General features: G+C 76.6%; 19 protein-coding genes. 9 read left to right on the forward strand and 10 right to left on the reverse strand.

Going from position 1 to position 14,496, the window contains the following annotated elements:
* Positions 1-50 precede the first annotated feature (50 nt).
* Entirely contained in the window at positions 51-980 is a 930-nt protein-coding gene (locus FA014_RS02545; RefSeq protein ID WP_230322808.1) for an FKBP-type peptidyl-prolyl cis-trans isomerase, read from the reverse strand.
* 91 nt (positions 981-1,071) lie between these two features.
* Entirely contained in the window at positions 1,072-1,467 is a 396-nt protein-coding gene (locus tag FA014_RS02550) for a winged helix-turn-helix transcriptional regulator (RefSeq protein ID WP_154728138.1), read from the reverse strand.
* A 120-nt stretch (positions 1,468-1,587) separates the two neighbouring features.
* Between FA014_RS02550 and FA014_RS02555 the strand changes: the two genes are divergently transcribed.
* From FA014_RS02555 to FA014_RS02575, 5 genes are all read left to right on the forward strand, one after another.
* Positions 1,588-2,451, forward strand: coding sequence for an SDR family oxidoreductase (locus FA014_RS02555; protein ID WP_154728139.1), 864 nt, complete (start codon positions 1,588-1,590; stop codon positions 2,449-2,451).
* Between the two features lie 58 nt (positions 2,452-2,509).
* On the forward strand, positions 2,510-3,520 hold the full coding sequence (locus FA014_RS02560) for a TIGR03557 family F420-dependent LLM class oxidoreductase (protein WP_154728140.1): 1,011 nt from the start codon (positions 2,510-2,512) through the stop codon (positions 3,518-3,520).
* A gap of 61 nt (positions 3,521-3,581) precedes the next feature.
* Entirely contained in the window at positions 3,582-3,947 is a 366-nt protein-coding gene (locus tag FA014_RS02565; protein ID WP_154728141.1) for a hypothetical protein, read from the forward strand.
* A gap of 117 nt (positions 3,948-4,064) precedes the next feature.
* Positions 4,065-5,195: a VIT1/CCC1 transporter family protein gene (locus FA014_RS02570; protein ID WP_154728142.1), complete on the forward strand. Its 1,131-nt coding sequence runs from the start codon at positions 4,065-4,067 to the stop codon at positions 5,193-5,195.
* 69 nt (positions 5,196-5,264) lie between these two features.
* The gene (locus FA014_RS02575; protein WP_154728143.1) at positions 5,265-6,206 is read left to right on the forward strand and encodes a siderophore-interacting protein; all 942 of its coding nucleotides are present in this window, start codon (positions 5,265-5,267) and stop codon (positions 6,204-6,206) included.
* Between the two features lie 3 nt (positions 6,207-6,209).
* Here FA014_RS02575 and FA014_RS02580 read toward each other — a convergent pair whose 3' ends face one another.
* A complete protein-coding gene (locus FA014_RS02580; protein ID WP_154728144.1) occupies positions 6,210-6,539 on the reverse strand; it encodes a DUF732 domain-containing protein in 330 nt (109 codons plus the stop codon).
* Between the two features lie 183 nt (positions 6,540-6,722).
* Between FA014_RS02580 and FA014_RS02585 the strand changes: the two genes are divergently transcribed.
* Complete coding sequence (locus tag FA014_RS02585) at positions 6,723-7,163, forward strand: hypothetical protein (RefSeq protein WP_154728145.1); 441 nt, start codon at positions 6,723-6,725, stop codon at positions 7,161-7,163.
* Positions 7,164-7,255: 92 nt separating this feature from the next.
* Here FA014_RS02585 and FA014_RS02590 read toward each other — a convergent pair whose 3' ends face one another.
* Positions 7,256-7,762: a hypothetical protein gene (locus FA014_RS02590; protein ID WP_154728146.1), complete on the reverse strand. Its 507-nt coding sequence runs from the start codon at positions 7,760-7,762 to the stop codon at positions 7,256-7,258.
* Between the two features lie 61 nt (positions 7,763-7,823).
* On the opposite strand from FA014_RS02590, the gene FA014_RS02595 reads away from it, so the two are divergent.
* A complete protein-coding gene (locus FA014_RS02595) occupies positions 7,824-8,000 on the forward strand; it encodes a hypothetical protein (protein ID WP_154728147.1) in 177 nt (58 codons plus the stop codon).
* A 22-nt stretch (positions 8,001-8,022) separates the two neighbouring features.
* Here the strand turns inward: FA014_RS02595 and FA014_RS02600 are convergent, their stop codons facing one another.
* From FA014_RS02600 to FA014_RS02625, 6 genes are all read right to left on the reverse strand, one after another.
* Positions 8,023-8,964, reverse strand: coding sequence for a sensor histidine kinase (locus FA014_RS02600; RefSeq protein WP_154728148.1), 942 nt, complete (start codon positions 8,962-8,964; stop codon positions 8,023-8,025).
* Complete coding sequence (locus tag FA014_RS02605) at positions 8,961-9,686, reverse strand: response regulator transcription factor (protein ID WP_154728149.1); 726 nt, start codon at positions 9,684-9,686, stop codon at positions 8,961-8,963. The genes FA014_RS02600 and FA014_RS02605 overlap by 4 nt, the downstream gene beginning before the upstream one ends.
* Positions 9,683-9,964: a DUF4190 domain-containing protein gene (locus tag FA014_RS02610; RefSeq protein WP_154728150.1), complete on the reverse strand. Its 282-nt coding sequence runs from the start codon at positions 9,962-9,964 to the stop codon at positions 9,683-9,685. The genes FA014_RS02605 and FA014_RS02610 overlap by 4 nt, the downstream gene beginning before the upstream one ends.
* A 58-nt stretch (positions 9,965-10,022) precedes the next feature.
* The gene (locus FA014_RS02615) at positions 10,023-10,568 is read right to left on the reverse strand and encodes a DUF3060 domain-containing protein (RefSeq protein ID WP_154728151.1); all 546 of its coding nucleotides are present in this window, start codon (positions 10,566-10,568) and stop codon (positions 10,023-10,025) included.
* 11 nt (positions 10,569-10,579) lie between these two features.
* Positions 10,580-11,785: an OmpA family protein gene (locus tag FA014_RS02620; protein WP_154728152.1), complete on the reverse strand. Its 1,206-nt coding sequence runs from the start codon at positions 11,783-11,785 to the stop codon at positions 10,580-10,582.
* 83 nt (positions 11,786-11,868) lie between these two features.
* The gene (locus tag FA014_RS02625; RefSeq protein WP_230322809.1) at positions 11,869-12,324 is read right to left on the reverse strand and encodes a MarR family winged helix-turn-helix transcriptional regulator; all 456 of its coding nucleotides are present in this window, start codon (positions 12,322-12,324) and stop codon (positions 11,869-11,871) included.
* An 88-nt stretch (positions 12,325-12,412) separates the two neighbouring features.
* Here FA014_RS02625 and FA014_RS02630 point away from each other — a divergent pair, with 88 nt between their 5' ends.
* Both FA014_RS02630 and FA014_RS02635 read left to right on the forward strand, forming a co-directional pair.
* Positions 12,413-13,324: an alpha/beta fold hydrolase gene (locus tag FA014_RS02630; RefSeq protein ID WP_154728153.1), complete on the forward strand. Its 912-nt coding sequence runs from the start codon at positions 12,413-12,415 to the stop codon at positions 13,322-13,324.
* A gap of 100 nt (positions 13,325-13,424) precedes the next feature.
* The gene (locus FA014_RS02635; RefSeq protein ID WP_154728154.1) at positions 13,425-14,255 is read left to right on the forward strand and encodes a DUF4397 domain-containing protein; all 831 of its coding nucleotides are present in this window, start codon (positions 13,425-13,427) and stop codon (positions 14,253-14,255) included.
* Positions 14,256-14,496: the final 241 nt, after the last annotated feature.

Raw genomic sequence — 14,496 nt, forward strand, 5'->3', positions numbered from 1 at the left:
GCCGCTGGTGCGACCGAGGTCCCTGTGCTGCGTGCCCCGCGGGGCGGGTGTCAGGACGCGGCGAGGATGTCCACCACGAAGATCAGGGTGGAGTTGGCCGGGATGCTGCCCGACTCCTTGTCGCCGTAGCCCAGCGCGGGCGGGACGATCAGCAGCACCTGGCTGCCGACGGTCTGGCCCACCAGGCCCTGCTGCCAGCCCTGGATGACGTTGCTCAGCGGGAAGGTCGTGGCCGAGCCCCGCTCCCACGACGAGTCGAACGCCGTGCCGTCCCACAGCCAGCCGCTGTACTGCACGGTGAGGGTCTGGCCCGCCTCGACCGGAGCCCCGGCGCCCTGGATCAGCGGCTGGACGACCAGGTCGGTCGGCGGGTCGGTCTCGAGCGGCTCGACGGACGGCGTGCCGTCCTCGGCCAGGGTGATGGTCGGCAGGCCCTCGGGCAGCGGGGTCACCGCGGTGCCCTCGGCGCGGTCGGGGACGGCCTCCGTGGAGACGACCTCGACGGCGAGCAGCGAGGTGGCGTCCGACGCCGGGTTCGCGAACAGGATGCGCGCGCCGACCTGCTGGCCGACGAGCTGCTCGAGCAGCACCGGGGGCAGGTTGTCGCTGGTCGCGAGGTACTGCTGCGGCTCGGCGCCGTAGGTGCCGCCGAGGGTGCTGCCGTCCTCGCCGCTCACGGCGGCGATGTCCACGGTGACCAGGTCGCCCTCGGCGACGGCGGCGCCGGTGCCGGGGGTGACGACCCGCGCGACCGGGGCCGAGACGGTGAACGGCTGCTCGAAGTCGAAGGTCGGCTCCTGGCCGGCCTCGGCCGTCAGGGTCACGGCGTCGAGGGCGGCGACGTCCTCGGCGGACGCCGTCGCGGCAGCCGTGGCCGTCGGGGAGGCGCTGGGGGAGGTGGAGTCGTCCGAGCCCCCGTCGCTGCACGCGGCGAGCAGCAGCAGGGAGGCGGCGAGGAGGGTGGCTGCCGTACGGCGCACGTGCTCGTCCTTCGATCGGGTTCGGTGGCGGTGGGCCATCGTAGGCGCCCCCGCTGTGACACTCCCGGGCCCGGTGGCCCGGGACGGCGGCTCAGGCGCGGGCGACCATCGTGTCCGCGTGCCGCACGATCCAGCCCATCAGCGGCAGGAGGTGGTCGGCGAGCTCGCGGCCGAGCGGCGTCAGCGAGTAGTCGACCCGGGGCGGGATGGACGGTGTGGCCTCGCGGAGCACCAGACCGTCGGCCTCCAGGGTGCGGAGCGTGGAGGCGAGCATCTTCTCGCTGATGCCCTCGACGAGCCGGCGCAGCTCGCCCCAGCGCAGCGTCCGCTCGGAGAGCGCGACCAGCACCAGCACGCCCCACTTGCTGGTGACGTGGTCGAGGACCACCCGGCTCGGGCACGCGGACGCGAGCACGCCGTCCGTGAGCAGGTCGCCCAGGACCGATCCGGAGACCGTCGGGGCTGTGTCCTCGATGCTTACCGCCATGCCAGTACCTTACGCGAAAGTGGGTACCGGCCACCGGGAAGGGTGGGCCGTGCCGCGCCGTTGGTGGTGGTGCCGGACGCGTCAGGCGCCCGGCCACGTCCCACCCGGAGGAGTCCCACCATGTCGATCGTCGTCACCGGAGCCACCGGCCACCTCGGCCGCCTCGTCGTCACCCACCTGCTCGCCGACGGCGTCCCGGCCGACCGGATCGTCGCCGCGGGCCGCCGCACGGAGACGCTCGCCGACCTCGCGGAGCGCGGCGTGCGCGTCGCGACCCTGGACTACGGGCAGCCGGAGACGATCAGCGCCGCGCTGGCGGGTGCCGAGACCGTGCTCCTGGTGTCGGGCAGCGAGGTCGGGCAGCGCGTCGACCAGCACCGCGCCGTCATCGACGCGGCGAAGGCCGAGGGCGTCGGCCGGCTCGTCTACACGTCCGCGCCGCACGCGGACACGTCGCCGCTGGTGCTCGCGCCCGAGCACAAGGCCACCGAGGAGATCCTCCGCGCGTCCGGCCTGACCTTCACGATCCTGCGCAACGGCTGGTACACCGAGAACTACCTCGGCGACGTGCAGCAGGCGCGCGAGACGGGCGAGATCGTCGGCGCGTTCGGCGACGGCCGCGTGGCCTCCGCGCCGCGCGACGACTTCGCCGCCGCGGCCGCGGTCGTGCTGCGCACCGAGGGCCACGACGACGCGGTCTACGAGCTGTCCGGTGACGAGGCGTGGGGCTTCGACGACCTCGCCGCCGCGGCCTCGGAGCTGCTGGGTCGCCCGGTGACCTACCGCGCGGTGTCCTCCGAGCAGCGCCGCGCCGACCTGGCCGCCGCCGGGCTGGACGAGGGGACGGTCGGCTTCGTCGTCGCCCTCGAGGAGAACACCCGCGACGGCCTGCTGGCCGAGACGCCCGGCGACCTGTCCCGCCTGATCGGGCGCCCGACCACCCCGCTGGTCGACGCCCTCCGCGCCGCGCTCGCCCAGGCCTGACGCGCCCGGCCGGCCGCTCCGGATGCCGGGGCGGCCGGTCGGTGTGAGGCTCGATCGCATGACGCGATTCGGGTACACCCTCATGACCGAGCAGTCCGGTCCCAAGCAGCTCGTGGGGTACGCGGCCGACGCCGAGAAGACCGGCTTCGACTTCCTCGTCTCCTCCGACCACTACTTCCCCTGGCTCGACGAGCAGGGGCACGCGCCGTACGCGTGGGCGCTGCTCGGCGCGGTGTCGCAGGTGACGTCGCGCGTGGACCTGATGACGTACGTGACCTGCCCGACCGTCCGGTACCACCCGGCGGTCGTCGCGCAGAAGGCCGCCACCCTCGGCGTGCTGTCCGACGGCCGGTTCACGCTGGGCCTCGGCGCCGGCGAGAACCTCAACGAGCACGTGGTCGGCGAGCGGTGGCCGGCGGTCGGCGAGCGGCACGACATGCTCGAGGAGGCCGTCGAGATCATCCGCTCGCTCCTGGACGGCGACCGGCTCACGTTCGACGGCGTGCACTTCCGCACCGACTCCGCGCAGCTCTGGGACCTGCCGGACTCGCCCGTGGAGATCGGCGTCGCGGTGTCCGGCGCCCAGTCGGTGTCGCGGTTCGCGCCGCTGGCCGACCACCTGGTCGCGACCGACCCGGAGAAGGAGCTGCTGGACTCCTGGGACGAGGCCCGCGCGCAGGCAGCCCGGGCGATCGGCGGCGAGGTGCCGCCGCCGTCGCGCAAGATCGGTCAGATCCCGATCTCGTGGGATCCTGACCCGGAGACCGCGAAGCAGCGCGCGCACGAGCAGTTCCGGTGGTTCGCCGGCGGCTGGGGCGTGAACGCGGACCTGCCGACCACGGAGGGCTTCGCCGCGGCGAGCCAGTACGTGCGGCCCGACGACGTCGCGGAGACGATCCCGTGCGGGCCGGACCTCGACGCGATCGTCGAGCAGGTCCGGCCCTACTGGGAGGCCGGGTTCACGGACATCGCCCTCGTGCAGGTCGGCGACCAGGCGCAGCAGCGGTTCCTCGACGAGGTCGCGAGCCCGCTGCTGGACAAGCTGCGGACCGCCGCCCCGTCGTCCTGAACCGGAGGCTTGCGCAACTGTGAGGTTGCGCACCCGTCGAGTTGAGAGGGAGGTGCGGCCGATGGCCGTGACCGCGTTCCAGGACCTGCCCCTGGCCGACCGCGACCGGGAGTGGGACGGCGCCGCCGCCGAGAAGCGCGTCCGCGCGTGGGCCGGCGCCGAGGACGAGCCGAACGAGAAGTACCGCGACGCGCACGTCTGGTACGACGCGGGCGCCAAGGACAACTTCACCGCGTACAAGCTGCTGATCGCCGACGTGGTGGGCGGGAAGCTCGTCGCCGTGCCCCGGGGGGTGTTCGCCGCAGCCGCCGTGATGCAGGGGTCGAGGGGCGGCGTGGACCTGCCGGCGAAGGACGTCGACCGGGTCAAGAGCCACCTCGCGAAGTACTACGCGAAGCTCGACGACACCCCGCCCTGGGAGGACTGAGCCGGCGGCGGGGTGTCCGCACGCGTGCACGACGGCGCTGCGGACGCCCCGATTCGGCCGTCCGAATCGGCGCGGATCGCGTGACTCCGGCCCGCGGGGCGCCCACCATGGACCACCGTGCCACCCACTGACCAGGCCCCCGGGGCCCCCGCCGTCGCGCCCACCGCCCGCCAGATCCGCCGCTGGCGGCGCTACCTCGCCGACGAGCGCGCCGAGGCCGCGACCTACCGGGACCTCGCGTCGCGCCGCACCGGTGAGGAGCGCGCCATCCTGCTCGCGCTCGCCGACGCCGAGAAGCGCCACGAGCAGCACTGGCTCGACCTGCTCGGCGACCGGGTGGGGCGCCCGCTGCCGGGCGACATCCGGTCCCGGGTGCTCGGGGCGCTCGCCCGGCGGTTCGGCGGCGTGTTCGTGCTCGCGCTGGCGCAGCGCGCCGAGGCGCGGTCCGGCTACGGCGACGAGGCCGACGCGACGCCCACCATGGCCGCCGACGAGCGGATCCACGAGGAGGTCGTGCGGAGCCTGGCGATGCGCGGCCGCAGCCGGATGTCCGGCACGTTCCGCGCCGCGGTGTTCGGCGCCAACGACGGGCTCGTGAGCAACCTGGCGCTGGTGCTCGGCATCGGCGCGAGCGGCGTCGGCACGTCCACCGTGCTGCTGACGGGCCTCGCGGGCCTGCTCGCCGGCGCGCTGTCGATGGGCGCGGGCGAGTACGTGTCCGTGCGCTCGCAGCGCGAGCTGCTGGAGGCCTCGCGGCCGAGCGCGCAGGCCCGGGACGCCCTGCCGCACCTCGACCTCGACGCGAACGAGCTCGCGCTCGTCTACCGGGCGCGGGGGATGGGCGCGGACGAGGCGCAGGAGCGCGCGGCCGGCGTGCTCGCCGACCTGGCGGCGGTCGGCGGGCCGTCGGCGGCGCTGCCGCCCCAGGAGGCGGTCGTCGCCGGGGAGGAGATCGACGAGCACGAGACCGTCGGCAGCGCCGTCGGCGCCGCGCTGGCGAGCTTCTGCTTCTTCGCGGCCGGGGCCGTCGTGCCCGTGCTGCCGTACCTGTTCGGCATGGAGGGCTGGAGCGCCGTGGCGCTGGCCTCCGGCCTGGTCGGCGTCGCCCTGCTCGGCACCGGCGCGACCGTCGGCGTGCTGTCCGGGTCGTCCCCCGCCAAGCGCGCGCTCCGGCAGCTGGCGATCGGGTTCGGCGCGGCCGCGGCGACGTACCTGCTGGGCCTCGCGTTCGGCACGTCGGCGGCGTGACGTGTCCACCCTGTGGGATGTGTCACACGGGGGGTGAGGTAAGGCTTCCCTTCGGGTTACGGTGACGGCATGACAGCGTCCACCGCCGCGCCGGCCGTCACCACGCCGTTCCGGTTCTTCGACGTCCGGGTCTCCCGGATCGTGGACCTCAGCCCCTCGTTCCGCCGGTTCACCTTCACCGGCGAGGACCTGGACCAGTTCGCCGACAACGGCTTCGACCAGCGCATCAAGCTGCTGCTCCCGCTGCCCTGCGGGTACGACGTCGTCCCGACCGGCGAGTCCTGGTACCTGCAGTGGCGCGACCTGCCGGACGAGCTCCGGCACCCGATCCGCACCTACACGGCGCGCACCGCCCGCAACGACGTCCGCGAGCTCGACGTCGACATGGTGCTGCACGGCGACGCCGGCCCGGCCTCGGCCTGGGCCGGCTGCGCCCAGGTCGGCGACTCCCTCGTCATCCTCGGCCCGAACCGCGAGCACCAGGGCCCGTCGGGCGGCATCGACTTCGTCCCGCCGGCGCACGCCGACCGCCTGCTGCTCGCGGGCGACGAGACCGCCGCGCCCGCCATCGCCGGCATCCTCGAGCGGCTGCCCCGCGACGCCCGCGGCGAGGCGCTGATCGAGGTCCCGGTCACCGGCGACGCGATCCCCGTCGACGCCCCGGCCGGCGTGACCGTCCGCTGGCTGCCGCGCGACGGCGCCGCGCACGGCTCCCTGCTCGTCCCCGCGGTGCAGGCCGCGTGCAAGCGGCTCATGCCGCACGAGGCACCGCTGCCCGAGGGCATGGAGCTCGAGGACGTCGACATCGACGACGGCATCCTCTGGGAGGTCCCCGTCGACCACGCCACCGGCGAGCCGCTGCGCCAGTCCGCCGCGCTCTACGCCTGGCTCGCGGGCGAGGCCGGGGCGATCAAGACGCTGCGCCGGCACCTCGTCGGGACGTGCGGGGTGGACCGGAAGGCCGTGGCGTTCATGGGGTACTGGCGCGAGGGGCGGGCCGAGGGGGCCTGAGCCTCAGCCGGGGAACCCGTCGGGCGCGTCGTCCGGGCAGAGGGTCTGCGCCGCGAGCGCGACGACGAGCGTGCTGAGGAACGGGTCCGCGTCCAGCCGGTCCGCGACCGCCCGCGTGGCCGCGTCGACCGCATCCGCGCTGTTGTCCCGAGCCAGCACCTGGCAGCCGGCCCGGCCCGCGTCGAGCGCGGTCCCGGCGTCGGGGAACCCGGGGCTGTCGAGGACGAGCTCGTCGTACGCCGCCCGGAAGTCCGCCTCGCCGGGGTCCGGGCCGCACGCGGCGAGCAGGGGCACGAGAGCCGCCAGGGCCGCCGCCGCTGCTGATCGCCGCACGACCGCACCGTACCGGGGAAGACCCGGGCGCGGGCGCCGGATCGGGCCGGGATGCGGGCGCCGCCCCCGCAGAGGAGTCGCCCGTGCGGCGCGGGACCCGGTGCTGTGCGGGTGCCGTCGCGGTCGGGTGGCGGTCTGGTGCACGAGCCGTCGTGCCGGTGCCGGTCGACCGATGCTCGTCCCGTGACCGCTAGACCGCACGAGCGCAGCCCGCTCGACGCCCGGCTCTGGTGCGCCCTGGGCGCCGCCGCGGGGGCCGCTGCCGTCGTCTGGCTCCAGGCGCTCTGGATCAACGTCCGCCTCGTGCAGCCCCTGGGCTACGGGAGCCCGACCTGGTTGGCCGCCGTCCTCGGGTGGGCGGCGGCGGCGCTCGCGGTGGTCTGCGTCTGGCGGCGCATCCGGCGCGGACGGTCGGCGGCGCGGCCCGGGCCGGGTGCCTGGGTGGTCGTGCTGGGGGTCTGGTGGGCGTGCTGCCACCTGCAGTGGGCGGTGCTGATGTCCGCGGTGTCGCTGGCGGACCCGCTGGATCACGACACGACGCCGCTCGAGCTGGTCCCGCTGCTGGCGGCCCTCGCCGCGCTGGCTCGTCTCGTCCTGGTCCGGTCCCGGTCGCACGAGCCGTGACGACGCGGACCTGATTCGGCACCCACCCCGCGCGGCGGGCGCGGCGCGGGCTCGCCGTGCCCGCGGGCGGCGGACCCGGCACGAGGCCGACGTCAGACGCACGCCCAGCAGTACAGCGCCTCGCCGCGCTCCCGCGCTCCCCGGGCGAGCCCGGCCAGGTCGTGCAGGAACTCCGCGAGCGACTCCGGGTCGGAGATCCCGGCGAGCTCGTCGGTCTGGGACCACGGGACCGCCACCGCGGCCAGCGCGGCGGCGTCCGCCCGGGTGAGGGCGTCCACGACGACGTCGTCGACCCGCAGCACCACCTCCGCGCCGTCGTCCTGCATCGCCACCGGTTCGCGCCGGTCGGCCGCGGCGCGCACCTCGTCGAACGTCCGACCGGTCAGCAGGGCGGTGAGGGTGCCGAGCACCACCACCGGGTCGATGCTCCCGCCCGCCACGGTCGGGAACCCCGACCCCGTCGCCTCCGCGGCCGGGCCGGGCACGCCGTGCGACCACCCGCTCGGCGCCGCGACGCCGGCGGGCCCGCCGTCCCGGTCCACGACGGCGGCGGCGGACTCGTCGGACGGCGCGGCGAAGTAGTCGCAGATCAGACCCATGCCGCCCATCCTGCCCGGTCGCGCGGCTGCGCCGACGTACGCCGCGGGCGACACTGGTCCGGTGAGAAGGACGCACCAGCGGTTGCTGGGCGGCGTCGGCGCCGTCGTCTTCGCGGGCCTGGCGGTGACGTTCGTGCTGCGCGGCGGGACGCTCGACCTCGTGATGGCGGTGCTCGCGACGGCGGTGGCGGCCGCCCACGCGTACACCGCGATCACCGCGCCCAGGCGCGAGCGCTGAGCCGCCCGCGGGTCGCCACCCGTCAGCCCGCCGGCACCCGCAGCCGGGCGCTCGTCCCCTGCCCCGGCCTCGACCGCAGGTCGACCGACCCGCCGTGCCGCCCCGCGACCACGCGCACCAGCGCGAGCCCGAGCCCCGACCCCGGCGTGCCCCGGGCCTGCTCGCCGCGCGCCAGCTCGTCGAAGACCGTGCCCAGCTCGTGCTCGGGGATCCCGGTGCCGGAGTCGGCGACCTCGATCTCCACGACGCCGTCGTCGTCGCGCCCGCGTACCTCGACGGTCGAGCGGGCCGGCGAGAACTTCAGCGCGTTCGCCAGCAGGTTGTAGACCGCGAGGTAGAGCAGGTCGACGTCGCCGCGGACGTGGGGCAGCGGCCAGGGAGCCTGCGGGAGCTGGACGGCGATCGTCCGCGCGACCCCCGACGCGTCGGCCTGGTCCCGGAGGTCGGCCACGGCGTCCTCGACCACCTGGGCCAGGTCGACGTCCTCGCGCTCCAGCGGGCGGGTCTCGAGCTCGGCGATCTTGCGCAGCTCGGCGACCAGCGTCGACAGCCGGGAGGTCTGCTGCTGGAGCGTCTGGTGGGCGCGGGCCGCGGCCGGGTCGAGCGCCGCCGGGTCCGGGACGACGCCCGGGAGCGCGGCCCGCAGCGCGGTCACCGGGTTCTTCATCTCGTGGTCCAGGCGCAGCAGGAACCGGCGGTGCGCCGCGCGCTCCTCCTCGCGGCCCGCGCGGTCGGCCGCCTCGGCCGCGGCGGCCACGGCCCGGCGGCGACCCCGCGCGAGCGCCAGCGCCGCCAGCACCACGGCCGTCAGCAGCAGGCCCGGCACGGCGAGCGCGACGGGCAGCGGGGTCCCGACGACGACGCGCAGCGACCGGCCCGAGGCGAGCACGACGACGGCCCCGACCAGCCCGAGGACGGCGGGGACCAGCGCGAGCAGCAGCGCGGCGCGCCCCCGGCGCCTCACGGGCGGGTCCCGCGCTGCACCGGGCCGCAGAACCGGTAGCCGCCGCCCGGCACCGTCTCGACGTACCGCGGCGCGGCGGCGTCGTCCCCGAGGACGCGGCGGATCTCCGCGACCCGGTGGTCGACGGCGCGGCTGCTGACGACGAGCTCGAAGCCCCACAGCGCCTGGAGCAGCCGCTCGCGGGTGTGCAGCTCGTCGGGGTGGGTCATCAGGTAGTCGAGCAGGAGCGACGCCTTCGGGGTGAGCGTGACCTCCCGTCCGGCGACCCGGACACGCCGGGCGGTGCGGTCGAGGACCAGGTCGCCGCTGACCAGCAGCTCGGCCGCGGCGAGCGAGGGCTGGCCCGGCACCGCCCGGCGGAGCACGGCGCGGACCCGGGCGTGCAGCTCCTGGGGGTCGAACGGCTTGTTCAGGTAGTCGTCGGCGCCCTCGTCGAGCGCCGCCGACCGCTCCGAGGACTCGCCGACCTGGGTGAGCAGGACCACGGGGGTCCAGTCGCCGGCCGCGCGCAGGCGCCGGACCACGGACCGGCCGTCGAGCCGCGGCATCAGCACGTCGCACACCAGGATGTCGGGGCGCCACCGGGCGTGCGCCGCCAGGGCGGCCTCGCCGTCGGCGGCGGTCTCGACCGCCATCCCGCTGCGGGTGAGGAACGACGCGAGGCCCTCGCGGATCGCCTCCTCGTCGTCGACCAGGAGGACGCGCGGCGCGCCCGCGGTCACCGCGTCCCGCCCCACACGAGGAAGCCGGTGACGACGAGCGCGAGGACCAGGTAGGTCGCGACCGCGAGGTAGCCGAGCACCAGCCCGATCACGGCGCACGCGGTCCCGCCCTCGCCCCGGGCGCGGATCTGCCGCAGGGCGACGTGGCCGGTGACGACCGGGACGACGGCGAAGCCGAGCAGGCCGAGCACCAGGGTGACGACGGCGAGCGGGTTGGTCGGGCGGGCCGCGAGGACGGGCGGCTGCGGGACGGGCTGGTACGGCTGCGGGGCGCTCATCTGCGGGCTCCTGGCGTCGTGGCGGGCCGGGCGGACCGGGTCGGGCGGGCGGTGCGCGTCATCCCGGGGCCACCGCGCCGTACGCGCTGCCGGGCGTGTCCCCGGACACGGCCGGCGTGCCGTCCTCCCAGGTCACCGTGACCGCGGACCCCGCGAGGGTCACGCTGGTGGCGCTGCGGACGGCGACCTGCGCGCCGGCGCCGGAGACGACGAGGTGCCCGACGTCGCCGGCCACCACGACCGCGGCCGCCCCGTCGACGGTCAGCGTGCCGCAGTCGTCGGTGACCTCGACGGCCGAGCCCGCCCGGGACACCGACGCGTCCCCGCCGGCGCAGGTGACCTGCGAGGTGGTGAGCGGGAGCAGCGCGTCCCGACCCGGGAGCGCCGTCGTCCCGGGGGTGTCGTCGGCCGCGGAGCCGCGGGTCGCCGTCCCGGCCGCCGGGCTCCCCGCCGGGGTCTCCGGCCGGTCGGGTGCCTCGTCGGCGTCGCGGTCGCCCGACGCGGCCGACGTCGTGCGCGGGGACGCGGGCGCGTCGTCCGCGTCCACGACCTCGACGCTGCACCCCGCCAGGCCGGCGGCGAGCACACCGGCGGCGAGGGCCACCGGCCAGCGCCTCACGACGTCACCCCGGGCAGCAGGATCTCGACCCGACGGTTCAGCTGCCGACCCGCCGGGTTGTCCTGCCCGTCCACCTCGTTCGGCGCGACGGGCCGGTCCTCGCCGTGGCCGACGACGTCGAACGCGGTGCCGACGCCGCGCCGCGCGAGGTGGTCGGCGACGGCGCCGGCCCGGTCCTCGGAGAGCTGCTGGTTGAACTCGGCGGACGACACGGAGTCGGTGTGCCCCTCGACCGAGCCCGCGGGCACGGCGAGGTCGGCGAGCGCCGTGGCCAGCGCGTCGAGCGAGGCCTCCGCGTCGGGCCGGATCTCCGCGGAGCCGAAGTCGAACAGCACCCCGGCGTCGAGCGTGAGCGTGGCGCCGCACGACGGCACCGGCGCGATCGTGCCCATCGACGGGAAGGCGCCGAGCCGCGGCACGCGGGGGAGCGGGTCGACCTCGACCGGCACGCCGTCCACGGTCCCGGTGCCGTCGCCGAAGTTCTGCACGGTGAGGGTGCCGTCGGAGTACATCCCCGAGCCGTCGCCGTAGTTGACGATCCGGGTCTCGCCGTCGGAGGCGACGCCCGAGCCGTCGCCGTGATTCACCACCGACCGGTCGCCGCGGGACCAGCCGCCCCCGCCGTCGGTGTGCACGTAGACGTGGGTGGTCCCGTCGTCGTAGACGCCCGAGCCGTCGCCGTAGCTCACGACCGAGACCCCGTCGGCGGCGTAGGTGCCGGACCCGTCGCCGTAGACGGTCACCGTGGTGCCGTTCAGGACGTAGGTGCCGGACCCGTCGCCGTAGTTCACGACCGACCCGTCGGGCGCGGTGAACACGCCGGAGCCGTCGCCGTAGGCGAGCAGCGCCCCGCGCCCGACCTCGACCGCGCCGCTCGCGTCGCAGTGCGTCGGGGTCACCGTCACGCCGGGGATGTCGCGGACGGCCGCGTCGACGTCGAGCGCGAACCCCGCGAGCGACGCGTCGAGCATCGACAGGTCCGGCAGCACGATCAGCGGGACGGGCGGGATCTCCCCGGGTTCGTAGCCGGCGACCGCGGGGAGCGTGGGCGTCGGCGCCGGCGCGCGCGTGGTCGCGGTGGGGCCGGCAGCGGGGCGCTCCCGGTCGCCGGCGGGGTCCGGGGCGTCGGTGCCGCAGGCCGTCAGGGCGACCAGGGCGGTGGCGGTGAGGAGGGCGTGGCGGCCTCGCGGCTGAAGCGGCATGGCAGCACCGTAGGGGAGCGCGGGTCGGGGCGGATCGCCGGTGCGTCGCAGGGCTGTCGCAGGTCTGCGACACCCGCCGCCGGTCAGGGCGTGCCGGCGCCGGGGGCGGCACGGGGGGCCCGGAGCAGCCCCAGCGCCGCCTCGGCGGCCTCGGCCGCCCCCGGCTCCAGCCGCGCGGCCCACCGGTCCCGCAGCGCGTCGAACCGCGCGGCGCCGATCGCGGACATCTCCTCGCCGCGCAGGGTCACCCGCAGGCGCTTGAGCCGCGCGTCGTCCGGGTCGTCCGCCCGCTCGACGTAGCCGAGCTGCTCGAGCGTCGCGACCGTCTTCGCCGCTGCCTGGCGGGTGGTCCCCAGGGCGCGGCCGAGGGCGGACGCGCTGTCCGCCCCCTCCGCGACGGCGGCGAGCGCGAACTCGAGGTTCGCGGTCACGCCGGGATGCCCGTGCGCCGCGAGGTGCCCGACGACGTCGTCGACCATCTCCTCGAACGCCCCGAGCAGCAGCCGGGCGAGCCGGACTCCGGGTGTCGGTTCGGGCACGGCCACCAGCGTAGGCCGGGGACCAGACCTTGACAACCGGGTTGCGCAGTTGCAGTCTGACAACCACGTTGTCAATCAGGAGGTCGCCATGTCCGACACCACCGCACCCACCGCACCCACCGCACCCGCCGCGCCCGCCGACGTCGCCGGGGTCCGGCACCACCGCGCCGACGTCAACGGCACGACGTTGCACTACGTCACCGCCGGTGCCGCGGGGTCGCCCGTCCTGCTCGTGCACGGCTTCCCGGAGTCCTGGTGGGCGTTCCACCGGGTCATCCCGCTGCTCGCGGCGGAGCACCGGGTGATCGCGGTGGACCTGCGGGGCTTCGGGGACTCCGCGGTCGCCGACGACGACTTCGGCAGCGCCGTCGCCGCCGAGGACCTGCACGCGCTCGTCGCGCACCTCGGCCTCGGGCCGGTGCACCTGCTGGGGCAGGACGTCGCGGGCGGCACGGTGCTGCGGCTGGCCGCGGGCCACCCGGAGGACGTGGCGAGCCTCGTCGCCGTGGAGATGGGCCTCGCCGGCTTCGGGCTCGAGGCGTTCGCCGACGTGACCCGCGGCGGGTCCTGGCACCTGGGCGCGCTCGCGGCCCCGGGGATCCCGGAGCTGCTGCTCGCCGGGCGGGAGCGCGAGCTCCTGGGCACCTGGGCGTTCCCGACGATGACCGCGGTGCCCGGCGCCGTCACCGGGCACGACGTCGACGAGCTGGCCCGCACCTACGCGCGACCCGGCGGCTGGCGCGGCGCCGCCGGCCTGTACCGGTCGGTGCTCACGGAGGGCGAGGAGCTCCGGGAGCTGGCGGCGGCCCACCCGCTCACGGTGCCCGCCCTGGCGGTCGGCGGGTCCGGGGGGCCGTTCACGGCCGCGACCCTGGGGCACGTCGTGCGGGGTCGGGTCGCCTCGGTCCTGCTCGACGGCGTGGGGCACCACGTCGCCCTCGAGGCGCCGGAGGAGCTCGCGGCGGCGGTGCTCGGGTTCACCCGGGAGGTGGACGCCTGAGAACTTCTTGTGCGCCGGTGCATCCGGCCGGGGGGTCGGCGTCGTAGAGGGGGTGTCAGTGCACCTGCCCCCTCCGGGGGGACCGGACAGAGGAGTTCGCATGCAGCACCGTCCGTTCGTCACCGGGTCGGCCGGCGTCGCCGCCGCGGCCCTGGTCGCCCTCGCGACCGCGATGCCCGCCACCGCCGCCACGTCCGGGACCGCGTCCCTGTCCGTGCTGCACGGTGTGCCCGACCTGACCGTCGACGTCTGGGTCGACGGCCAGCGCACGCTGGACGACTTCACGCCCGGCACCCTCGCGGGCCCGCTGGACCTGCCCGCCGGCGCGCACACCGTCGCGATCACCGCGGCCGACGCCGCCGACGCGAGCCAGCCGGCCATCGGCCCCGTCGACCTCACCCTGGACGCCGGGGCCAGCTACACGGCCGTCGCCCACCTGGACGCGGCCGGCAGCCCGACGGCGACCCTGTTCACGAACGACCTGTCGGAGGTCCCGGCGGGGCAGGGCCGGCTGACGGTGCGGCACACCGCGGCCGCGCCGGCGGTCGACGTGCTGGCCGACGGCAGCCCCGTGGTCACGAACCTGTCGAACCCGGACGAGCAGACGCTGACCGTCCCGGCCGGCACCGTCTCGGCCGCCGTCGCGGCGACCGGCACGACCGACCCGGTGATCGGCCCGACCGACCTCACCGTCGCGGAGGGCGCGGACACGATCGTGTACGCCTGGGGCTCCCTCGAGGCCGGCAACCTGCAGCTGGCGGTGCAGACGATCGACGGGCTGCACTCGGCGCCGGGCGGCGTGCCCTCCGGCGAGCTGGGTCTGGCGGACGACGGCGGCTCGCCGGCCCCGTGGATCGCGGCGGCGGCACTCGTCGGCGCGCTCGGGGCCGTGGCCCTCACCACCCGTCGGACCGCCGCCCAGCGGCGCTGACCCCCGGCACCGGGGCGCGGCCGGTCGAGCAGAGGCCGGCCGCGCCCCGGACCACTGGAGCCCCCCGTGACGCACCACGACCCCCGGCCACGTCGCGCCCCCCTCGGCGTGGCCGGGTCCCTCGCCACCCTGCTGGTCGCCGCGGTCGCGGCGTGCGGTCCGGCCCCCGAGCACGGGGCGCCGGACCGCACGGCGCCCGCGGTCACGGCGCCCGCGGCCATGCCGACGGACGCGCCCGCGG

It is taken from the genome of Cellulomonas hominis, from assembly GCF_005239125.1.
GTDB classification, from domain to species: domain Bacteria; phylum Actinomycetota; class Actinomycetes; order Actinomycetales; family Cellulomonadaceae; genus Cellulomonas; species Cellulomonas hominis_A.